We start from the raw sequence: 21818 nt of genomic DNA on the forward strand, positions 1-21818 counted from the left end.
CTCAGTTGAGCCCGTCGTTCCCCGCCTTGACCTCGGCCAGATAGTCCTCGGTGGTGCGCACCCGCGGCCGCTCCGGCGCGCCATAGGGGTCGAAGCTCTCGTTGACGACGCGCTCGACGCGGCAGTCCTCGCACATGAACAGCGCCTCGCGGCGCGCGGCATTGGCGCCGGAGAACATCCAGTGCCCCTCGAGCTTGGCGGCGATGCGCTCGATGGTGGAGCGGGTGCCGAAGGCCTTGTTGCACTGGGTGCAGTGGAAGGGCTCCTCCTCCTTCACCAGCCGCTTGGGCTCGCGCCAGGCGACGAAATCGAGCTGGGCGACGAGGTCGATGGCGTCCTCGGGGCAGGTCTGCTCGCACAGGCCGCACTGGACGCAGAGGCTCTCGGAGAAGCGCAGCATCGGCTTGTCGGGATTGTCCGACAGCGCACCGGTCGGGCAGGCAGAGACGCAGGACAGGCACAGCGTGCAGGCCTCGACATTGACCTGCGCCTTGCCGAAGGGGGCGCCCTTCTCCAGCGGGATGACGTCGACCGGCGCGGGGGCGGCGGCATGGAGCTCCTGGAAGGAGAGTTCGAGCAGGCCGCGCTTGGCGCCCATGGGGAGGAAGCTCGCGGGCTTGGCCGTCGGCGTGCCGGCGAAGGGCACGGCGAGGAAAGAGCCGAGCGCGTCGGGATCGTCGGTCTCGACCAGGCGCAGTACGTCGGCGCCATAGCCGAGGGCCGAGAGGATGGTGCGGGTGGTGGCGAGGGTGCGCTGCAGGCCGAGCAGGTCATGCTTCGGCTTGGCGCGGGTCAGCACGGCGATGCCGGCGACGCCATAGGCGAAGGCGCCGGCGAGCATTTCGGGACCCACCTGCGTCACCTCGTTGACCTGCAAAGGCAGGACATGGGCCGGCAGTCCGTCACCGTAGCGGGCGAGCATGTCGATGAGCGGCAGGCCGTGGTCCCCGTCATGCAGCAGGATGACGGCGCCGGTGCCGCCCGCCGCCTGGTAGGTGGTGACGAGGGCGCGCATGCGACGCATCAGCGCATCAACGGGCGGCAGGGCGTAGGAGGCAGCCCCCGTCGGGCAGGCGGCGGCGCACTGACCGCAGCCGGCGCAGATGGCCGGATCGATAGCGACATGGTCGCCATCCGGGGTGATGGCGCCGGTCGGGCAGAGGTCGAGGCAGCGGGTGCAGCCGGTGATCTTCGAGCGGGAATGGGCGCAGAGCGAGGCCTCGAACTGGACGAAGCGCGGCTTGTCGAAGGTGCCGACGAGCCCGGAGGCCTCGCCGATCAGCCGCTCGACCGCGGCGGGATCGCGCGGGTCGGCGCGCAGGTAGCCGGGGCGCAGTTCGGCGGCAGGGAAGAGCGGTATCCCGCCGGAGAGGTCGATGACGATGTCGGAGGTGGAGGAGGCGCCGTTGCGCGGCGCCTGCCAGACATAGGCGCGGCGCGAGGCGGGCGACGGCAGCGCATAGTCGTCGACCACCAGTTCGAAGGCACCGAGATGGCCGCGGGCGACGGAGATCGTGCCCTTCACCACGGGAAAATCGGTGGTGGAGGGCGGAGTCACCGCCTCGGGCCGCGTCAGCAGCACGGTGACGTCGAGGGTTTCGGAGAGGCGGCGGGCGGCCTCGATGGCGACCTCGTCGCGGCCATAGACGAGGGCGACGCCCTTCGATTCCAGCGTCACCGCCTGGATCGGCGGCATCTCCTCGGAGGCCGCGGCGAGGAGCGCCGCGGTCTTCGGACCGGCCTCGCGCGCGCCACCCGACCAGCCCGCCTGCTCGCGCACATTGGCGAAGGCCAGCCGGCCGGCAAAGCCCATGTCCTCGGCGGTTTCGGTGAAGAGCGGCGCCTCCTGGGTGCAGGCGACGAGCACGTCGCTCTCCTGCGCCAGCACGGCCTTGAAGAAATCGAGTTCCTTGCGGCAGAGCTGGTCGGCCGTGCGCACCTTGGTGCGGCAGGCCTTGGCCACCGTCTCGCCATGCAGCGGCATGGTCTCCTCGCAGGAGCAGAGGAACGTGGTGGCTGCCGTCATTTCACTCTCCGACCCGCGGCTCTTCCCGCCGCTTGGTGTCTTCATATATTGGAAGCAGTCCAAAGAACCAGACCGGCCCGTCAGAAGGGCCGCCGCCCCCTGAAGGTCCCATGGCCCTCGTCACGCTGCGCACGCCCTCGACCCTCGACCTGCCGCCGGGCTTCCGGGCGGTGGCCTTGCGCGAATCCGGCGACGCTTTCGCCCATGCCTGCCGCACCGCGGGCGAGGAGGGCGCCGGCACGCTCGTCTGGGTGCGGCGTTTCGACATGGCCGAGTTCGCCGTCGTGCTGGAGCCGGAAGAGCCGCTCGCCGAGGCGCGCAAGGCCGTCTTCATGGGCATGGCCGCGACGGCGGACGCCATCGCCTCGCTCTGCCCGCCGGAGCGCAGCGTCGGCATCGCCTTCCCCGACACGATCCGCTTCGACGGTGGCCTTGTCGGCGGTGGCCGGCTCGGCTGGCCGAAGCGCTGCGGCGAGAACGAGGTTCCGGACTGGCTGGTCTTCTCCGCCACCGTCCGGGTGTCCTTCGCCGGGCTGATGGAGCCCGGAAAGGTGCCCAACGCCACCGCCCTCGACGAGGAGGGCTTCGAGGGTGTCGGCCCGGCCATGCTGGTGGAAGCCTTTGCCCGCTTCCTGATGCGCTTCGTCGACATCTGGCAGAACGAGGGACCCGACCGGATCCTCAAGGACTACATGAAGCGGCTCGACAAGGACCGGCCGGGCGACACGCTCGCTATCTCCCCCGCGGGGGACCTGGTCGTCACGCCGGCGACCGGCGGGCCCGGCCGTACCGTGCCGCTGCTCGACGGGCTCAAGGCCGTCGCCTGGCTCGACCGCGACGCCGGAGGGCCGCGCCTGTGATGATGCTGCGGACCATTCGCCTCGACCCCTCCGACACGTTCGTCTTCCCGCTCGCCGCGGAACCCGGTGAATGGGCCGTCACCGGCTCCTTCCTATTCTGGGGCCGCGATGTCGCGGCGCTTGCCGGCAAGGAGCGCGCCGCGTTCCGGTCAGGCTTCGTCGGCGTCGACTCGCTCGGCTTCTCGACACTGGTGGTCGTCCAGCCGATCCGGCCGGAGGAGCGCGCGGCGGCCGTCGAGGCGCTCGCCGCGCATCTCGTCGACAAGCTCGGCGCCCCCTCGCTCGATGCGGCCCGCGCCGCAGCCAAGGAGGAGATCGCCTTCGCCGCATCGCTCGCCGAGCACGACGAAGGCACGCTTGTCGCCCTCCATCGCGGCGAGGAGGGCGGGGAGATCCGCGAACAGTACCGCGTGCTGCAGCGGCGCGAGCGCAATGACAGCGCCGACAGCCTGCACGCCCATGCCCGCGCCTTCACCTTCCACGAGGAGGTGGACGATGTCCCGGAGGAACGGGTGGACCTGATCGACATGATGGCGACCCGCCGATGACCCCCGCGACGCGCACAGTGAAGGAATTCTGGGTGTCCTCGGGGCACCACATGACCCGCCGCACCGAGGGCGGCGGTCTGGCCATCAGCGACGAGATGATCCTCGCCTACCTGGCGCGGCCGGAACTGGTGCCGCCGCCGGAGGCCTGTGCCGCCGAGCGCGAGCTGCACGCGCTGCTGCTGGCCGAGCCGCGCCGCCCGGTGACAACGGCGATGATCGCGGCCATCGCCGACGAGGATGCCCGCGAGAACTGGCAGTTCATGATCGGCTTCCGCGACAGGTTGCTCGCCCATGCCAGCATCGAGGCGGCCTATCTCGCCATCGTTCGCGGGGGGGCCAAGGGCATCCCGCCCCTCTTCCTCAACCAGCTCGTCCATCTGATCCTGCGCAACGCCCTCGACGGCTGCGAGGACCCCTTCGTGCTGCGCGCAGCGGAACTCCTGTTCCGCGCCCAGAAGGGCAGCCTCAAGGACAGTGCGCTGCTGCTCGCCGACCACGAACTGGTCGAGGAGCTGGAGGCCGAGCGGCAGAGCCTCATGACGACCTCGCCGCTCGCCGCCATGATGGGCAAGGACGCCGCCGCCGAGCTCGACGTCATGACCGACGAGACGGCCGAGAGCTACTGGTCGCGCTCCGACGCCTTCAGCATGGTGCTCAACCTCGGCGGCGACCCGCGCTCCCGCGAGGCGCTGTGCCGGGTCCTCGAGACCTGGATCCTCCACATGCTGGGTATCGAGACCACCATCGCCGCGGTGGAGCGGGTGGAGGATGCGGACTGGCGCTGGTTCGTCGGCCTCGACGCCGAGGCGACCTCGATCGGCAACCGCCTGTGGCGCGGCGAGGCGGTGGACCCCGGCGAGCAGAGCCGCATCTGCGGCCTGTTCCGCCTCGACTTCGCCGATGCGAGCCGCGTCGATCCGAAGCTCGCGGGCAAGCCCGTCTATCTCCTCATGGCCCTGACCGAGGACATGGTCCTCAGGGTCAAGCCGCAGAACCTCATCGCCGGCCTGCCGCTGGCCGGCCGGCTCGCCGCCTGACGGAGAACGCCATGCCCGTTCGCCACCTGACCGTCGGCATCGTCGCCGTGAAGCGCAAGCTCAGCAATCCCTGGGTCGATTTCGAATGGCTGCCCGAAGCGGTGCTGCCCGGTCTGCCGGAGGTGCCGCCGGGCACCCGGATCGGCGCGGAGGGCACCGTCGAGCGCTGGTATCTCGGACCGGTGGAGCTGACCCTCCATTCCGGCGAGACCTCGCACTATCGCGACAACCTGGCCTCGGGGCGTCCCTCGGTCTGGGTGGCCCTGCGCGAGTCGCAGGAGGGCGGCTGGGGCGTCGCGGGGGCCACCATCGACCCTTATGAAGGCGAGGCCTTCGTCGACGTGGTCACCGACAAGGTCGAGGCCGTGCCCATGCCGCATGAGGTTGCGGTGGAGCTGCAGGCCTTCATCGACGCCCATCATGTCGACCAGCCCTTCTACAAGCGCAAGCGCGACCGCAAGGATCCCAATGCCGAGCCCGATTTCGGCATCGGCCATCCGGCGCTGGCGGAGCGGGGGAAGCGGTCGTGAGGCGCGCCGTCCCGCCGCCGCAGGGCGAAGGCTTCCTCTCCCGCTGGTCGCGGCTGAAGCGCGAGCCCGAACCCGCGCCCGCCCCCGTCGAACCAACGCCGCCGGCCGCCGCCGAGCCGGCGCTGCCCGAGGGCAAGACGCTCGAGGACCTGATCGCCGAATTGCCGAAGGTCGAGGACCTCGTCCCGGGCCAGAGCGTCTCCGCCTTCATGCAGCCCTGGGTGCCGACGCCGCTGCGCAACGCCGCGCTCCAGCGGATGTGGCTGCTGGACCCGGCCATCCGCGACTATGTCAGCCCGGCGCTCGACTACGCCTATGACTACAACACGCCGGGGGCCGCGCCGGGATTCGGGCCGATCGAGACGACCAAGGACATGATCCGCGAAGTGGCGGACCTGTTCGACCGTGCCCTGGCGCGGTCGGAGGCCGGCAATAATCCACAATCCGCTCACGACATAGTGTCGCAAGCCGAGGCGCCCGCGGATGCTGCGCCGCAGCATGCTCGCCAGGCCGCCGCCGAGCCGGAGGAGACGGAAAGCCGCAATTCCCCTGAGGAACCTGCCGAGTCCACCTCCGCCGCGGCAGCCCCTGTTGCTGCGCCGCACAAAAGTTCAGGCTTTGATAAGGATTTAGCGCCGCCGAAGCGGCGCAATGGCGGAGCTTTGCCCGCCTGAAAATCTCTTTGCCGCCTTGCCTTGCCAGGTCATAGCTTGTACCTATTCTAAAGCAAATGAGGGCAGGCCTATGGGCCGCCAAGTGCCGGAACAGGCACCGCCCCATTGAGAGGAAAGCAGTCGCGCTGTGCGTGAACGGGGACTGGAAGAGGCCATCAAAGCGGTGGGCGGCGTCGGTGCGCTTGCCCGTGCTCTCGGTATTTCCCAGCCGTCGGTGTCCAGCTGGAACCGCGTGCCGCCCGAGCGCGTGATCGCCGTCGAGAAGGTCTCCGGCATCGGCCGCCACATCCTCCGCCCCGACCTCTATCCGGAAGCCCGCTCCGCCATCGCCGTCGCCATGGACGCCGCGCAGGCGAAAGCTGCTGCGGACGAGATCGACGAGATGGATCAGCTGAGGGCCGCCGAGTACGGCATGCTGGCGCTGCTGCTGTTCAAGGTTCCCACCGCCGAGGTTCTGAAGCAGGTCGGCGAACTCAAGGGTGACGCCTCGCCGCTCGGCATGGCGCATCTGGCCCTGGCCCAGGCGGCCCGCGACACCTCCGTCGAGGCGGTGAACCGCGAGTTCTTCGACCTCTTCGTCGGCGTCGGCCGCGGCGAGCTGCTGCCCTATGCCTCCTATTACCTGACGGGCTTCCTGCATGAGCGGCCGCTGGCCGCCGTGCGGCAGTCCTATGTCGATCACGGCATCCTGCGTTCGGACGATACGCGCGAGCCGGAAGACCACATCGCCCTGCTGTGTGACGTCATGGCCAACATGGCCCTGCGCTCCATCGGCGAGGGATACGAGACGGAGAAGGCCTTCTTCGAGGCGCATCTGAAGCCTTGGGCAGGACGATTCTTCGCTGATCTCGAAGCCATGCGGACCCGCCCGTTCTACGCCGCCGTCGGCGCGGTCGGACGGCTGTTCGTGACCATTGAGGAAGAGGCTTTCTCCTTCGACGCCTGAGCGCCGGGGAGAAGACTGGAGGACGCGACCCATGTCGACGAAAGACCAAGCGAACGCACTCGTGACGGCCCGCCGAGACTTCCTGAAAGCCATGGCCGGCACCTCCGCCGCAGCGGCTGCCGTCGTCGTCGGCGCCGATGCCGCCGAGGCCCAGACCGCCACCCGCGAGAACCGGAACGAGCGCACGAAGGCCCGCTATCAGGCCAATTCGGCGCACGTCCAGGCCTTCTACCGCACCAATCGCTACTGAGAGGGCGCTCCCCCATGTTGATCAAGCGCAAGTCCCAGGACGCCGCCCGCACGCGGCTCGCCGGCCTCGCCGGCGGCCTGACCTCCGGCGTGATGGATCGCCGTACCTTCCTCGCCCGCTCCGGCCTCACGGCCGCGGGTGCCATCGCCGTCGGCTCGCTGACGCTCGGTGCGGTGCGCAAGGCCGAGGCGGTCGCCGCCCCCCAGCCGGGCGTCGCCATCGCCGTGAAGAAGAACATGTGCACCCACTGCTCGGTGGGCTGCACCGTCATCGCCGAGGTGCAGAACGGCGTCTGGACCGGCCAGGAGCCGGCCTGGGAGAGCCCGATCAACCGCGGCACCCACTGCGCCAAGGGCGCGTCCTCGCGTGAGCTCGTCTTCGGCGAGCGCCGCGTGAAGTATCCGATGAAGCTGGTCAACGGCCAGTGGCAGCGCATCTCGTGGGATCAGGCCTTCAACGAGATCGGCGACAAGATGCTGGAAATCCGCGCCAAGTCGGGCGCCGACAGCGTCTACATGCTCGGCTCGGCCAAGTTCACCAACGAGGCGGCCTATCTGTTCCGCAAGTTCGGCGCCTTCTGGGGCACCAACAACGTCGACCACCAGGCCCGCATCTGCCACTCCACCACGGTGGCCGGCGTCGCCAACACCTGGGGCTACGGCGCCCAGACCAACTCCTACAATGACATCCGCGTCGCCAAGACCATGATCATCATGGGCGGCAACCCGGCGGAGGCGCATCCGGTGTCGCTGCAGCACGTGCTCAGCGGCAAGGAGCTCAATCGCGCCAACCTGATCGTCATCGACCCGCGCATGACCCGCACTGCGGCCCATGCCACCGAGTATGTCCGCATCCGTTCCGGCACCGACATTCCGGTGATGTGGGGCATCATGTGGCACATCGTGAAGAACGGCTGGGAGGACAAGGAGTTCCTCGCCCAGCGCGTCTACGGCATGAACGAGGTGCTGAAGGAAGTCGAGAAGTGGGATCCGAAGACCGTCGAGGACGTCTCGGGCGTTCCCGGCGCCCAGCTCGAGAAGGTCGCCAAGCTCTTCGCCACCGAGAAGCCCTCGACGCTGATCTGGTGCATGGGCGCGACCCAGCACACGGTCGGCACGGCCAACGTCCGCGCCTACTGCAACCTGCTGCTGCTGACCGGTAACGTCGGCGCGCCCGGCACCGGCGCCAACATCTTCCGCGGTCACACCAACGTCCAGGGTGCGACCGACATGGGCCTCGATGTCGGCAACCTGCCGCTCTATTACGGCCTGGTGGAAGGCGCCTGGCGTCACTGGTCGCGTGTCTGGGAAGTTCCCTACGACTACTTCGTCTCGCGTTTCGACGAGGTGCCGGCCAAGGGTGGCCGTGCAGCCCGCACGGCGCGCCAGAACATGGAGGTCTCGGGCATCCCGTCGACCCGCTGGTTCGACGCGGCCCTGCTGCCCACCGAGCAGGTGGACCAGAAGGACAACGTCAAGGCGATGTTCGTCATGGGCCACGGCGGCAATACCATTCCGCGTGTGCCCGGAGCGGTCGAGGGCCTCGGCAAGCTCGACCTCCTCGTGGTGGTCGACCCGCATCCGACCAACTTCATCTCGCTCGGCAACCGGCGCAACGGCACCTATGTCCTGCCGGCCTGCACCAACTTCGAGTGCGACGGCTCCCGCACCGCCTCGAACCGGTCCATCCAGTGGGGTGAGAAGGTGGTCGAGCCGATCTTCGAGTCGGCGACCGACTACTGGATCATCTACAGGTTCGCCCAGAAGCTCGGCTTCGCCAACGAGATGTTCAAGAACATCAAGATGGTGAAGGGCAAGTACGGCGACGAGCCGGAAGCCGAGTCGATCCTGCGCGAGATCAACCGCGGTGGCTGGTCGACCGGCTACACCGGCCAGTCCCCGGAGCGCATCAAGGCGCACATGGCGAACCAGGACAAGTTCGACATCGTGACGCTGCGCGCATCGAAGGACGTGGCGGGCGTCGGCGGCGACTTCTACGGCCTGCCCTGGCCGTGCTGGGGCACCCCGGAGCTCCGCCATCCCGGCACGCACATCCTCTACAACACCAATGAGCGCATGATGGACGGCGGCGGCACGTTCCGTCCGCGCTTCGGCCTCGAGCGCAACGGCGAGACGCTGCTGGCGCAGAACTCCTGGAGCAAGGACTCCCTGATCCAGGACGGCTATCCGGAGTTCACCTATGCGATGTTCCAGCGTCTCGGCTGGGACGCCGACCTGACCCCGGCCGAGAAGGCGACCATCGAGCGGATCGGTGGCGCCAACCCGGGCGCGATCTCCTGGGCCACCGACCTGTCGGGCGGCATCCAGCGCGTCTGCCTCGAGAAGAACGTCTGCCCCTACGGCAACGGCAAGGCTCGCGCCATCGCCTGGAACCTGCCTGATCCGGTTCCGGTCCATCGCGAGCCGATCTACACGCCGCGCGTCGACCTCGTGGCCAAGTATCCGGCCCGCGCCGACGAGCGGACGCTGCGCATGCCCAACCTCCACACGACCTACCAGAAGGGCGCGGTGGACAAGGGCATCGCCCGGCAGTTCCCGATCATCCTCACCTCCGGTCGTCTCGTTGAATACGAAGGCGGCGGCGAGGAGACGCGGTCCAACAAGTGGCTCGCCGAGCTGCAGCAGGACATGTTCGTCGAGATCAACCCGCGTGACGCGGCCCAGCGCAACATCTCCGATGGCGGCTGGGTCTGGGTCGCCGGCCCCGAGGGTGGCCGGGCCCGCGTCAAGGCGCTCGTCACCGAGCGTGTCGGGCCGGGCGTCGCCTGGATGCCGTTCCACTTCGGTGGCTGGTACCAGGGCGAAGACCAGCGCAAGAACTACCCGCAGGGGACCGATCCGATCGTCCTCGGCGAGAGCGTCAACACCGTGACCACCTATGGCTATGACCCGGTGACGGGCATGCACGAAGGCAAGGCCACGCTCTGCCAGATCCAGGCGGCGTGAGAGGGAGGACCGAACAATGGCCCGCATGAAGTTCCTCTGTGATGCCGATCGTTGCATCGAATGCAACGCCTGCGTCACCGCCTGCAAGAACGAGCACGACGTGCCCTGGGGCATCAACCGTCGGCGCGTCGTGACGCTCAATGACGGCAAGCCCGGCGAGCGCTCCATCTCGATGGCGTGCATGCACTGCACCGACGCGCCCTGCGCGGCGGTGTGCCCGGTGAACTGCTTCTACACCACGGCCGACGCGGTCGTGCTGCACTCGAAGGAGCTGTGCATCGGCTGCGGCTACTGCTTCTACGCCTGCCCGTTCGGCGCGCCGCAGTATCCGCGCGTCAGCAACTTCGGCACCCGCGGCAAGATGGACAAGTGCACCTACTGCGCCGGTGGTCCTCTCGCCGACAGCTCGACCGCCGAGTACGCGGCCTATGGCGCGAACCGCCTGGCCGAGGGCAAGCTGCCGATCTGCGCCGAAATGTGCTCGACCAAGGCCCTGCTTGCAGGTGACAGCGACATGATCGCGACCATCTACAAGGAGCGCGTGCTGAAGCGTGGTTACGGCTCGGGCGCCTGGGGCTGGCAGACGGCCTACAAGGAAACCATCGCCATCTGATCCGCCGGGCGGCGGCGTTCCGTCGCCGCCCGCTTCATTCCATTCGGGACGGCAGCCCCATGTGCGCCGTCCGCAGGGAGGACCATCCGATGCGCGTCACGCTTCGGTCTCTCGTGGCCGCCTTCGCCCTGGCGATCGCCGTCTTCATCGCCGCACCGGTCTCGGCGCAGCAGCCCACCTCGGTCAATCCGACCGCTGCCTCCGTCAAGGAGCAGCAGCTCATGCAGGCCCTCCAGGCCGGCACGCCGGGCGCCGGCTCCACGCTCTCCGGGCGCATCACCATTCCGGATGCCAGCGCGGCCAACCTCATCCAACCGCAGGGCCAGGCCTGGCGCGCCTTCCACCAGGGCGCCATGCACTGGGTCGGCGCCATCGCCATTCTCGGCATGCTGGGCCTGCTCGCGGTGTTCTACTTCACCCGCGGCAAGATCATGATCGACTCCGGCCTGTCCGGCGTGAAGATCCTGCGCTTCTCGACCTTCGAGCGCTTCATCCACTGGCTCACCGCGGGCTGCTTCATCATCCTCGCGCTGTCCGGCCTGAACGTGACCTTCGGCAAGTTCGTGGTCGCGCCGCTGCTGGGCGAGGACGCCTTCGCGACCCTCGCGCAGGGTGCCAAGATCGCGCACAACTTCCTCGCCTGGCCCTTCATGCTCGGCCTGGTCTTCATGTTCGTGGTCTGGGTGATCCACAACATCCCGAACAGCACCGACATCACCTGGATCAAGCAGGGCGGCGGCCTCGTGGGTGGCGGTCATCCGCCGGCCAAGAAGTTCAATGCCGGCCAGAAGGTCATCTTCTGGGCGGTGATCATCGGCGGCGGCCTGCTGTCGCTGTCGGGCGTCTACCTGCTCTTCCCGGCCTCGGCCGGCGGCGTGCTCGCCCTGCAGTTCTGGAACATCGTCCACGGCCTCGTGGCGGTGCTGCTCATCGCCATGATGATCGCCCACATCTATATCGGGTCGGTCGGCATGGAGGGCGCCGCTGACGCCATGACCTCCGGCGAGGTCGACCTCAACTGGGCCAAGGAGCACCACTCGCTCTGGGTCGAGGAAGAGTTGGCCAAGGGCAAGGCGCTGCCCCCCGGGGCCCAGCCCGCCGAGTGACGGCATCATCCTGACAATCCCGAACGCCCGGCTCCGGCCGGGCGTTTTCGTTTGGGGGCTGGCGGCGACGGGGCCGCGGCCCTAGTTTCCGCTCTCCACAACGAACGAGGCCGCGACGGCGATGAAGGTGGTTGGACTGGCGGGCTGGAGCGGGGCGGGCAAGACCACGCTGCTCTCCCGCGTCATTCCGGTGTTGCGCGGGCGGGGCCTGACGGTCTCGACGCTGAAGCATGCACACCACGCCTTCGACATCGACAAGCCCGGCAAGGATTCCCACGAGCACCGGCTCGCCGGCGCCACCGAGGTGCTCGTCGCCTCCGGCCGCCGCTGGGCCCTGATGCACGAGTTGCGCGACGAAGGGGAACCCCGCCTCGCCGAGCTCCTCGGGCGGCTCTCGGCCGTCGATCTCGTCATCGTCGAAGGCTTCAAGCGCGAGGCCCATCCGAAGGTGGAGATCCATCGCGCTGCCAATGCCAAGTCCTGGCTCTTTCCCGACATTCCCGACGTGCGCGCCCTCCTCAGCGACGTGGTCGCTCAGGGCTTCAGCGGCCCCTGCGCGAGTATCGACGCCATCGAGACCGCCGCCGACCTGCTTCTCGGAGCTGCCGATCCGCTCGACGCCGTGCTGGACCTCCTGCGACGCACGGAGCCCGTCGAACTCGCCCGCCAACCGCGCAAGGCCAGCTGAGCCATGGCGCAGCTCTCCTCCGACCAGTTCGCCTTCGGCGGCCAGCTCCTCTCCATCGAGGACGCGCTCGACCGCGTCGCCGCCGGCCTGCCGCCCGTCGCCGGCACCGAGAGCGTGCCGCTGCTGGACGCTGACGGGCGCGTGCTCGCCGCCGACATCGCCGCGCCTGTGAGCCTGCCGCCCTTCTTCAACTCGGCCGTGGACGGCTATGCCGTGCGTTTCGCCGATCTCGCCGCCTCGGGGGAGACGCGCCTGCCCGTGTCGGGCCGCGTGCCGGCAGGCGCGGCGGCCGGCGCGACGGCGGGCGGGGTCGCCGTGCGCATCTTCACCGGCGCTCCCATGCCAGAGGGCTGCGACACGGTCTTCATGCAGGAGGACGTGCGCCTCGACGGCGAGACCATCATCCTGCCGCAGGGGCTCTCAGCAGGCGCCAATTGCCGCCCTGCGGGCGAGGATCTGCCCCGCGGCGCGCAGGCATTGTCCAGCGGCCGGGTGATGACGCCGGAGACCATCGCGCTCGCCGCCGCCCTCGGCCTCACGCACGTCACTGTGCGCCGCCGCGTGCGCGTCGCGGTCTTCTCCACCGGCAACGAGATCGTCTCGCCCGGCACGCCGCTCGGACCCGCGCAGCTCTACGATTCCAACCGCTTCACCATGCAGGCGCTGCTGCGCCGCCTAGGCGCCGACATCACCGATCTCGGCATCCTGCCCGACGACCGTGCGGCCATCGCCGCGGCGCTGTCGGCGGCAGCCGGCGGCCATGACCTCATCCTCACCTCCGGCGGTGTTTCCACCGGCGAGGAGGACCATGTGAAGGCGGCGGTGGAGGCGGTCGGATCCCTCACCTTCTGGCGTCTCGCCATCAAGCCGGGCCGCCCTGTCGCCATGGGCGTCATCCCCGCGCCCGGCGGCGCGGAACAGGCGGCCTTCATCGGCCTGCCCGGCAATCCCGTCGCGGTCTTCGTCACCTTTGCCCATGTGGTCCGGCCCTTCCTCACCGTGCTGGCGGGGGCGAAACCCGAGCGGCCCATGGCGCTGCCCGTCCGCGCCGCCTTCCCCTACAAGAAGAAGGCGGGCCGCCGGGAATATGTGCGGGTGGCGCTGAGGCGCGGCGCCGACGGCGTCATGGAGGCGGTAAAGCATCCACGCGACGGCGCCGGGGTCATCACCTCGCTGACCGAGACGGACGGGCTCGTGGAACTTCCCGAGCCGGTGGAGCGCGTCGCGCCCGGCGAGACGGTCGCCTTCCTCTCCTACGCGCTGCTGCGTTGAGCCTTCAGGCCTCGGGGAAGCGCGCCAGCACAGCCTCGGCCTCGCCCAGGTCGTCGGGGCTGTTGGCATTGAAGAAGGGATCGTAGGGCTCGGTCGGCCAGATCGCCTCGGCCACGCCGTGGCGCGCGGTCCAGCGGTCGATCTTGCGCAGATCCTCCTCCACCAGCGCCCGGCGCAGATCGGCGAGCAGCGCGACCGGCCAGAGGCCGACCACGGGATGGGTCTGGTCGCCGGAGCGGGCGGTGGCGAGCGGCGTTCCGGCGGCCTCGCGGGCCTGATGCAGCCTTGCCACCAGATCTCCGGGCAGGAAGGGCGAGTCGGTCGGGATGGAGACGATCCACGCCATGTCCGGCCGCTCCCGCTCCATCCATTCGAGCGCCGCGACGATGCCGGCCAGCGGCCCGGCGAAGCCCGGCACCGTGTCGGCCACCACCGGCAGGCCGAGGGCGGCAAAGCGCGCCGGATCGCCGTTGGCATTGACGATGAGCCCGTCGCACTGGGGCGTGAGGCGTGCAACGGCGCGGTCGAGGAGGGTGACGCCGCCGAGCGTCTTCAGCGGCTTGTCGCCGCCGCCCATGCGGCGGGCGAGGCCGCCGGCCAGCAGCACGCCGAGGGTTGAGGGATGCGGCATGGGCGTCAGTCCTCCGCGCCCTTGCGGCGGTGGCGGGCGCTCTCCTCCTCGACGTAGGAGAGGTCCTGGTCGAAGACGATGCGGTCCTCGCCGGCCAGCGCCACGAAACGCTTGCCCTTGGCGCGGCCGATCAGGGTCAGGCCGCACTGGCGGGCGAGCTCGACGCCCCAGGCGGTGAAGCCCGAGCGCGAGACGAGGATGGGGATGCCCATGCGGACGGTCTTGATGACCATTTCCGAGGTCAGGCGGCCGGTCGTGTAGAAGATCTTGTCGCCGCCCGTCTCGCCGTGGCGGTACATCCAGCCGGCGATCTTGTCGACGGCGTTGTGGCGGCCGACATCCTCCATATAGACCAGCGGCTTGTCCTCGCGGCAGAGCACGCAGCCATGGATGGCGCCGGCCTCGAGATAGAGCGAGGGCATGGTGTTGATGGCGTGGGTCAGCCGGTAGAGCCAGGAGGTGCGGAACGGCGCCTTGGGCAGCTGGATGTCGGCGAGGGCCTCTATCAGGTCGCCGAAGGTCGTGCCCTGGGCGCAGCCGGAGGTCTGGGTCCGCTTCTTCAGCTTCTCCTCGAAATTGGTGTGCTCCTCGGTGCGCACCACCACGACCTCGAGCTCCTCGTCATAGTCCACGCCGGTGACCACGTCGGTCGGCTTCAGCATGTTCTGGTTGAGGAGGTAGCCGATGGCGAGATAGTCGGGGTAATCGCCGATCGTCATCATCGTGACGATCTCCTGGGCGTTCAGGTAGAGGGTCAGCGGCCGCTCCACCGTCACCGACGTCTCAATGGCCTCGCCGCGTTCGTTGACGCCCGTCACCCGCTGGGTCAGGCGGGGATCGGCGGGGTTCGGGACGATGAGGGGCGGCGTGTCGGACATGGCACCGGCAATCGCTTGAACGGGGCCGGTCCATAGCACGGCGCCGGGGCGCCGTGCCATCGCCGCGTCATTGGCGGAAGGGGCTCACGCTCCCGTGTCGGCGGCATTGGCGAAGAAGAGCTGCTGGCCGTTGATCCGGTAGTCGGCGATGGCCTGCTGGCCCTCAGGGCCGACGATCCAGTCGATGAAGGCCTGGGCCTCGGCCTGTTTCACGTGGCGATGGCGCTCGGGGTTCACCAGCATGATGCCGTACTGGTTGAACAGGCGCCGGTCGCCCTCGACGAGGATGTCGAGATCGCCGCGATTGCGGAAGGAGAGCCAGGTGGCGCGGTCGGAGAGGACATAGCCGTTCATCGCCGAGGCGGTGTTCAGCGCCGCGCCCATGCCCTGGCCGATCTCGCGGTACCAGCTGCCACGGGTGGCGGCGAGGTCGATCCCGGCGGCGGTCCACAGCGCCAGTTCGGCCTGGTGGGTGCCGGAGCGGTCGCCGCGCGAGACGAAGGGCGTCGCCTTGGTCTGGATGGCGCGCAGGGCCGCGGCGATGTCGCGCGAGCCCCTGATGCCGGCCGGATCGGCCTTCGGACCGATCAGCACGAAGTCATTGTACATGACCGGGCGGCGCGGGCCTCCATGGCCCTCGGCGACGAAGCGCTCCTCGGCCGCGCGGGCATGGACGAAGACGACGTCGGCATCGCCGCGGCGGCCGGTGTCCAGCGCCTGGCCGGTGCCCTGGCTGATGACGCGCACCTCGATGCCGGTCTTGGCCTTGAACAGCGGCAGGATGTGGTTGAACAGGCCGGAATCCACCGTCGAGGTGGTTGAGGCCACGGTGATGAACCGCGGGCCCGCTGGCGTGCGGATATCCTGGGCGAATGCGATCCCGCCAAGGGCGAGGAAGGAGGCGGTGGCGGCGATGAGATGGCGCCGGGTCGTCATGGTCGTCTCCGCTGGAGGTGTGGGACAGAAGGGCCGGCTCACCAGACGAGATCGCCGGCGATGAAGGCGCGGGCCTCGGCGCTGACCGGCCCCGCGAAGAAGGTCTCCGCCGCCGCGTCCTCGACGAGGCGGCCGCGGTGGAGGAAGAGCACCCGGTCGGCGAGGCGGCGGGCCTGGCCCATGTCATGGGTGGCCATGACGAGGGTCACGCCCTCGGCCTTGAGGGCGAGGATCATCTGCTCGATCTGGCGGGTGGCGCCGGGGTCGAGCTGGGAGGTCGGCTCATCGAGGAAGAGGATCTCGGGGCGCAGCGCCCAGGCGCGCGCGATGGCGAGACGCTGCTGCTCGCCGCCCGACATGAGGCGGGCGGGCCGCTCGGCCATGTCGGTGAGGCCGAAGCGCTCGAGGGCCTCGCGGGTACGGGTGCGGCGCTCGGACCAGCCCGCGCCGGCGGCGGCCAGCGCGTGCTCGACATTCGCCAGCGCCGAGCGGCGCAGCATGACCGGTTTCTGGAACACCATGGCATGGCGCTTGTGGCCGGCGATGACGCCATGGTCGGCGGCCCAGGCCACGCGCCCGGCGGAGGGCGTCAGCAACCCGTGGCAGAGCCGCAGCGTCAGCGACTTGCCGGAACCGTTGGGGCCGATCAGCACGGTGAGCCCGCCGCGCGGGATGGTGAAGCCGATGCCGTCGACGAGGCGCTTGCCTCCTCCATCGAAGGCGAGGCCAGTGACAGCGAGCGGCAGAACGGAGGTGGTGTCGCGCATGGCCGTCATCCCGCGAACCGCGCGCCGACACGGCTCGCCGCATAGGTGACGGCATTGATGCCGAGGGTCAGCAGGATGAGGACGATGCCGAGGCCGAGGGCCAGCGGCAGGTCGCCCTTCGAGGTCTCGAGCGCGATCGCCGTGGTCATGGTGCGCGTGTAGCCGGCGATGTTGCCGCCGACGATGAGCACCGCGCCGACCTCGGCGCTGGCCCGGCCGAAGCCGGCGAGAATGGCCGTGGCGAGCGCGAAGCGGCCGTCCCAGAGCAGGGTCGGGATGGCCCGCAGCCCGTTGAGGCCGAGCGATGCGAGATGCTCGCGATACTCGCCGTGCAGGTCCTCGACGAGCTGGCGGGTGATGGCGATGACGATGGGCAGCACCAGGATCGCCTGGGCCACCACCATGGCGGTGGGGGTGAAGAGCAGGCCGAGCGGCCCCAGCGGGCCGGAGCGCGACAGCAGCAGGAAGACGAGGAGGCCCGCCACGACCGGCGGCAGGCCCATGAGCGCGTTGACGAGGACGATGACCAGGCCGCGGCCGGGGAAGCGCGACAGCGCCAGCAGCGCGCCGACAGGCAGGCCGATCAGCGCCGCCACGGCGACGGCCGTCAGCGTCACCGCCAGCGACAGCCGGACGATGGCGAGGAAGGCCGGATCGCCGCCCCAGATGAGGGCGAGAGCGGCGGAAAAGGACTGGGCGATGTCCACGTCGGGAAGAACTCGCTGCACGAAGAGTTGCGCAGTCTACGTTTTCTGACTAACTCAGATCAAACTTGGAATTTCTGCAGGAAATTGCTGCCTCATGCAGGATGATCTGTACCTCACGACGGACGAGGCCGCGGCCTATCTCCGCCTCAAGGAGCGCAAGCTCTATGAACTGGTCGCGGAGGAGGCGATCCCCTGTTCCAAGGTGACGGGCAAGTGGCTCTTTCCCCGCGCCGCGCTCGACCGCTGGGTCGCCGCGGGCCTTGCCCGGCCCGCCGGCTTCGTGGCCGAGGCACCGCCGCCCATCGTCGGCGGCAGCCATGATCCGCTACTCGAATGGGCGCTGCGGCAGTCCGGCTCGGGCCTCGCGCTGCTGTCGGAGGGCTCGGAGGCGGGCCTCGACCGGCTGGAGCGCAACGAGGTGGCCGCCGCCGGCATCCACCTCCACGGGACCGGCGACGACGAGACCGCCAATGCGGCGGCGGTGGCGGCGCGGTCCGGCCTCCACGATGCGGTGGTGCTCGGCTTCGCCCGGCGCGAACAGGGCTTCCTCGTCGCGCCCGGCAATCCGCTTACCATCGGGTCGCTCGCCGATGTCGACCGCCGCACGGCGCGGATCGGGCTGAGGCCCGCCGGCGCCGGGGCGCAACTGCTGCTGGAGGCCATCGCCGCCAGGGCCGAGATCCCGCTCGACCGGCTGACGCGGTCGGCGACCCCCTACCCCACCGGGCCGGACCTCGCGGTGGCCATCCGCGCCGGCGAGATCGATTGCGGCATCGCCACACGCGCCGTCGCCGACCTCAACGGCCTCGGCTTCGTGCCGCTGACCTGGGAGCGCTTCGACCTCGTGCTGCGCCGGCGCAGCTATTTCGAGCCGGCCTTCCAGAGGCTGACGGCCTTCCTGCGCCAGCCGGCCTTCGCCGCACGGGCCGCGGCGCTTGGCGGTTATGACGTCGCAGAGGCCGGCGTCGTCCGGCTCAACCGGTGACGGCCCGGCGGCACGGGCCTATATGGGGCCGATGACCACCCGCCCCCTCACCCCGCTAGCCGACGCGCGCGCCCGCCTCCTGAGCGGACGCGGGCCCGTGGCGGCGGTGCGGGTATCCCTGTCGGAGGCGATCGGCTGCGCGGCGTCGGAGACAATCCACGCGCCGCATGCGCTGCCCCGGACCGCGGTCGCCCTGCGGCCGGGCGTGGCGGTGGCGAGCGCGGACCTCGTCGGTGCGACGCCGCAGGCCCCTGCCCTGCTCCCCCTGGGGCCACCGCATGTCCTCATCGGCGAGGCACTGCCGGCCGATGCGGACGCCGTGCTCGCGGCCGATGCCGTCGCGATGAACGGGCCCTTCGCCGAGATCGGCCAGTCCGCCTATCCCGGCGAGAATGTCCGCAAGGCCGGCGGCGATCTTGCCGCCGGGACGGTGATCGTCGCCGAGGGCGGCCTGATCACAGCGGAGGTGGCCCTGGCGCTTGGCTGCGCGGGCTTCACGGAGGTCGCCGTGCGCCAGCCCGCCATCCACATCGAGGGTCCCGCCTCTCCGGAAGCCGTCTTCCTCGCCCGCCTCCTGTCGGAAGCCGGGTGCAGGATGGCGGAGGGGACGGCCGACCTCGTCATTACCCTCGTCGCCGATGTGGCCGCCGCCACCCCGCCCGACGCCATCCTCGGCCTCGCGCTGCAGCCAGGCCGCGACAGCGCCCTCGACCTCTCCGGCGAGACGCCCTGCCTGATCGCGGCACCGCGCTTCGACGGCCTCGTGGCACTGCTGCACGGCCTCGTCCTGCCGCTGGTTGCGACGCTGGCCGGTCGTCGCCCGCGCCGCGTCGAACGCGCCCTCACAGCCAAGATCGCCTCGCAGGTCGGCATGACCGACCTCGTGCTGCTCGCCGCTGCGGCGGAGGGCTGGCGTCCGCTCGCCACCGGACAGGCGACGCTCGCCGCTCTCCTTGCTGCCGACGCGGTGGCGCTCATCGACCCCGACAGCGAGGGCCTGCCCGCCAACGCCCTCCTCGCCGCGACCCCTCTCCGGGAGCCTTTCGAACCGCGATGACCTCCTCAGCCCTCGTCCAGGACCAGTTCCTCAAAGTGCTCTCGCGCGAGGAGGCCATTGCCCGCTTCCGCGGCGCCCTGGAGCTCCGCCCGCTCGGGGCGGAGAGCGTGCGGCTGGAAGGGCTCGTCGGGCGGGTGCTGGCCGAGACGGTGGCAGCCCCCGTCGATGCACCGCCCTTCGACCGCTCGGTGGTCGACGGCTTCGCGGTGCTGGCCTCCGACGTCGCGGGAGCGAGCGAGGAGAGCCCCGCCTGGCTCGCCCTGACCCCTGAGACCATCGCCTGCGGGACGCAACCACGCCTGCCGGTCATCGCCGGCCATGCCACCCCCATCGCCACCGGCGGACCGATCCCGCGCGGCGCCGACGCGGTGGTGATGATCGAGCACACGCGCTTCGAGAACGGCCGCCTCGCGGTCATGCGCGCTTCGGCGCCGGGGCAGAACATATCCTTTGCCGGCTCGGACATCGCCCGCGGCGAGACGCTGCTGCGGCGCGGCACCCTCCTCGGCTCGCGCGAGGTGGGGATGCTCGCCGCCGTCGGTGCGGCGGAGGCCAAGGTCTGGCGCAAGCCGCGCGTCGCGGTGATCTCCACCGGCGACGAACTCGTCGCGCCGGGCGAGGCGCTGCGGCCTGCCGCCATCTACGATTCCAACGGCCCCATCGTCGCCGCCGCGCTGGAGGAGAACGGCTGCGAGCCCGTCCGCTTCGGCGCCATTCCCGACGTCGCGACGGCACTGGCCGCGGCGATCCGGGAGGCCCATGCCACCTGCGATGCCGTCATCCTCTCCGGCGGCACGTCGAAGGGCGCGGGCGACCTCACCTACACCATGGTGGAAAGCCTCGGCTGGCCCGGCATCATCGCCCATGGCGTGGCGCTGAAACCCGGCAAGCCGCTTTGCCTGGCGGTCTGCGAGGGCAAGCCGGTGGTCATCCTGCCGGGCTTCCCGACCTCGGCCATGTTCACCTTCCATGACATCGTCGCGCCGGTGCTACGCATCCTCGCCGGCCTGCCCGAGCGCGCGGAGATCGGCGTGCCGGCACGGGTGCCGACGCGCATCCCCTCGGATCTCGGCCGCACCGAGTTCGTCATGGTGGCGCTGGCGGAGGGGCCGGAAGGCCGCGTCGCCCACCCTGTCGGCAAGGGCTCCGGGGCGGTGACCGCCTTCGCCCAGGCCGACGGCTTCCTCACCATCGACGCGCTGAGCGATGCCCTGCCGGCCGGCACCCAGACCGAGGTGACGCTGTTCGCCCCGCATATCGCCGCGCCGTCGCTCACCATCATGGGCAGCCATTGCGTCGGCCTCGACGCGGTGATCGACCGGCTCTCCGACCGCGGCCTCACCGCCCGGTCGCTGGCGCTGGGCAGCCTCGGCGGCCTCTCGGCACTGAAGCGCGGCGAATGCGACATTGCGCCGATCCACCTGCTCGATCCGCAGAGCGGCACCTACAACACGCCCTTCCTCGGCGAGGGCCTGCGGCTGGTGCCGGGCTGGCGGCGGATGCAGGGGCTCGTGCATCGCGCCGACGATCCGCGCTTTGCGGGTGTCGGCTCGGTGGACGACCTGGTCGCCCGGGCGCTGGCCGATCCCGACTGCCTGATGGTGAACCGCAACCAGGGCGCCGGCACGCGGGTGCTGATCGACCTCCTGCTCAAGGGCGCCAAGCCGCCGGGCTACTGGAACCAGCCGCGCTCGCACAATGCGGTGGCCGCGGCGGTGGCGCAGGAGCGCGCCGACTGGGGCATGACCATCGCGCCGGTCGCGGCGGCCGCGGGTCTCGCCTTCCTGCCCCATGCCGAGGAACATTACGACTTCGCGGTCTCCGCCACGCCGCGCGGCGAGGCGCTCGCCGCCTTCGAGGCGGCGGTGACGGAGGCGGCGGCGGATCTCAAGCGCATCGGCTTCACGCCGGCCGGCAAGGGCTGAGGCCGCACGCACGGGAACCATGGCTCCGCCTACCGGTTGTTCGGGCAACCTCAAGGAGCCGCCGATGTTCTCGTTCTTCGACACCCGCACACCCGCCCAGCGTTTCGCCGACGAGGCGATGGAGCATATTTCCGCACTCGCCAAGCAGCTCGGCCAGGCCGGCCAGGCCGGCGGTGATGCGATCTCCCACGCACCGGACCACCTGAAGGCCATGGCCAAGAGCCTCGACCGCATGGGCATCGGGCCGGGCGTCGCGGCCGCCGCCGGCCAGCACGCCCTGCGCAGCGTGTCGCGCAATCCCTCGCTGCTGGCGCCCATCGTGGTGGTCGGCGCGGCGATTGCGCTTGGCTACTGGCTGGCCCAGCCCGGCGAACAGCCGGCCGCACCCCATGTGAAGCGCGCGCGCGACTGAGCGG

The 21818-nt window shown here is 70.2% G+C and carries 22 protein-coding genes; 16 read left to right on the top strand and 6 right to left on the bottom strand.

Going from position 1 to position 21818, the window contains the following annotated elements:
- Position 1: 1 nt before the first annotated feature.
- Complete coding sequence (locus C8P69_RS19400; RefSeq protein WP_108179101.1) at positions 2-2026, bottom strand: 4Fe-4S binding protein; 2025 nt, start codon at positions 2024-2026, stop codon at positions 2-4.
- A 110-nt stretch (positions 2027-2136) separates the two neighbouring features.
- Between C8P69_RS19400 and C8P69_RS19405 the strand changes: the two genes are divergently transcribed.
- The 12 genes from C8P69_RS19405 to C8P69_RS19460 all read left to right on the top strand — a co-directional run bounded on the left by C8P69_RS19405 (position 2137) and on the right by C8P69_RS19460 (position 13516).
- Entirely contained in the window at positions 2137-2886 is a 750-nt protein-coding gene (locus C8P69_RS19405) for a biotin/lipoate--protein ligase family protein (RefSeq protein WP_108179102.1), read from the top strand.
- Positions 2886-3434: a DUF6505 family protein gene (locus C8P69_RS19410; RefSeq protein WP_108179103.1), complete on the top strand. Its 549-nt coding sequence runs from the start codon at positions 2886-2888 to the stop codon at positions 3432-3434. The genes C8P69_RS19405 and C8P69_RS19410 overlap by 1 nt, the downstream gene beginning before the upstream one ends.
- Positions 3431-4471: a DUF6352 family protein gene (locus tag C8P69_RS19415; protein WP_425440771.1), complete on the top strand. Its 1041-nt coding sequence runs from the start codon at positions 3431-3433 to the stop codon at positions 4469-4471. Before C8P69_RS19410 ends, C8P69_RS19415 begins: the two co-directional genes overlap by 4 nt.
- An 11-nt stretch (positions 4472-4482) precedes the next feature.
- Positions 4483-5001: a DUF3305 domain-containing protein gene (locus tag C8P69_RS19420; protein WP_108179104.1), complete on the top strand. Its 519-nt coding sequence runs from the start codon at positions 4483-4485 to the stop codon at positions 4999-5001.
- Positions 4998-5675 (top strand): DUF3306 domain-containing protein, encoded by a 678-nt coding sequence (locus C8P69_RS19425; RefSeq protein WP_108179105.1) that lies wholly within the window; start codon positions 4998-5000, stop codon positions 5673-5675. The genes C8P69_RS19420 and C8P69_RS19425 overlap by 4 nt, the downstream gene beginning before the upstream one ends.
- Before the next feature lie 127 nt (positions 5676-5802).
- On the top strand, positions 5803-6621 hold the full coding sequence (locus C8P69_RS19430; protein ID WP_108179106.1) for a Cro/CI family transcriptional regulator: 819 nt from the start codon (positions 5803-5805) through the stop codon (positions 6619-6621).
- 31 nt (positions 6622-6652) lie between these two features.
- Positions 6653-6871 (top strand): formate dehydrogenase, encoded by a 219-nt coding sequence (locus C8P69_RS19435; protein WP_108179107.1) that lies wholly within the window; start codon positions 6653-6655, stop codon positions 6869-6871.
- Between the two features lie 14 nt (positions 6872-6885).
- Positions 6886-9837: a formate dehydrogenase subunit alpha gene (locus C8P69_RS19440; protein ID WP_108179108.1), complete on the top strand. Its 2952-nt coding sequence runs from the start codon at positions 6886-6888 to the stop codon at positions 9835-9837.
- A 16-nt stretch (positions 9838-9853) separates the two neighbouring features.
- Positions 9854-10450, top strand: coding sequence for a formate dehydrogenase FDH3 subunit beta (gene fdh3B, locus C8P69_RS19445; protein WP_108179109.1), 597 nt, complete (start codon positions 9854-9856; stop codon positions 10448-10450).
- Between the two features lie 89 nt (positions 10451-10539).
- On the top strand, positions 10540-11556 hold the full coding sequence (locus tag C8P69_RS19450) for a formate dehydrogenase subunit gamma (protein WP_108179185.1): 1017 nt from the start codon (positions 10540-10542) through the stop codon (positions 11554-11556).
- A 121-nt stretch (positions 11557-11677) separates the two neighbouring features.
- Positions 11678-12244 carry a molybdopterin-guanine dinucleotide biosynthesis protein B gene (mobB, locus tag C8P69_RS19455; protein WP_108179110.1) on the top strand — a complete coding sequence of 189 codons (567 nt, stop codon included), beginning with the start codon at positions 11678-11680 and terminating at the stop codon, positions 12242-12244.
- 3 nt (positions 12245-12247) lie between these two features.
- Entirely contained in the window at positions 12248-13516 is a 1269-nt protein-coding gene (locus C8P69_RS19460) for a molybdopterin molybdotransferase MoeA (RefSeq protein WP_108179111.1), read from the top strand.
- Positions 13517-13520: 4 nt separating this feature from the next.
- Here C8P69_RS19460 and mobA read toward each other — a convergent pair whose 3' ends face one another.
- From mobA to C8P69_RS19485, 5 genes are all read right to left on the bottom strand, one after another.
- Positions 13521-14147 (bottom strand): molybdenum cofactor guanylyltransferase MobA, encoded by a 627-nt coding sequence (mobA, locus tag C8P69_RS19465; RefSeq protein WP_108179112.1) that lies wholly within the window; start codon positions 14145-14147, stop codon positions 13521-13523.
- 5 nt (positions 14148-14152) lie between these two features.
- On the bottom strand, positions 14153-15025 hold the full coding sequence (locus C8P69_RS19470; RefSeq protein WP_108179113.1) for a formate dehydrogenase accessory sulfurtransferase FdhD: 873 nt from the start codon (positions 15023-15025) through the stop codon (positions 14153-14155).
- 84 nt (positions 15026-15109) lie between these two features.
- Positions 15110-15961 (bottom strand): ABC transporter substrate-binding protein, encoded by an 852-nt coding sequence (locus C8P69_RS19475; RefSeq protein ID WP_108179114.1) that lies wholly within the window; start codon positions 15959-15961, stop codon positions 15110-15112.
- 38 nt (positions 15962-15999) lie between these two features.
- Positions 16000-16728 carry an ABC transporter ATP-binding protein gene (locus C8P69_RS19480; protein WP_108179115.1) on the bottom strand — a complete coding sequence of 243 codons (729 nt, stop codon included), beginning with the start codon at positions 16726-16728 and terminating at the stop codon, positions 16000-16002.
- Between the two features lie 5 nt (positions 16729-16733).
- Positions 16734-17456 carry an ABC transporter permease gene (locus C8P69_RS19485; RefSeq protein ID WP_425440772.1) on the bottom strand — a complete coding sequence of 241 codons (723 nt, stop codon included), beginning with the start codon at positions 17454-17456 and terminating at the stop codon, positions 16734-16736.
- Between the two features lie 73 nt (positions 17457-17529).
- On the opposite strand from C8P69_RS19485, the gene C8P69_RS19490 reads away from it, so the two are divergent.
- From C8P69_RS19490 to C8P69_RS19505, 4 genes are all read left to right on the top strand, one after another.
- On the top strand, positions 17530-18420 hold the full coding sequence (locus tag C8P69_RS19490) for a helix-turn-helix transcriptional regulator (RefSeq protein WP_108179116.1): 891 nt from the start codon (positions 17530-17532) through the stop codon (positions 18418-18420).
- 31 nt (positions 18421-18451) lie between these two features.
- On the top strand, positions 18452-19477 hold the full coding sequence (locus C8P69_RS19495) for a MoeA family protein (RefSeq protein WP_170118308.1): 1026 nt from the start codon (positions 18452-18454) through the stop codon (positions 19475-19477).
- On the top strand, positions 19474-21402 hold the full coding sequence (locus C8P69_RS19500; protein ID WP_108179118.1) for a molybdopterin biosynthesis protein: 1929 nt from the start codon (positions 19474-19476) through the stop codon (positions 21400-21402). Before C8P69_RS19495 ends, C8P69_RS19500 begins: the two co-directional genes overlap by 4 nt.
- 64 nt (positions 21403-21466) lie before the next feature.
- Positions 21467-21814 (top strand): hypothetical protein, encoded by a 348-nt coding sequence (locus C8P69_RS19505; protein WP_108179119.1) that lies wholly within the window; start codon positions 21467-21469, stop codon positions 21812-21814.
- Positions 21815-21818 lie beyond the last annotated feature (4 nt).

Origin of the sequence: Phreatobacter oligotrophus (genome assembly GCF_003046185.1) — a bacterium.
Lineage (GTDB): Bacteria > Pseudomonadota > Alphaproteobacteria > Rhizobiales > Phreatobacteraceae > Phreatobacter > Phreatobacter oligotrophus.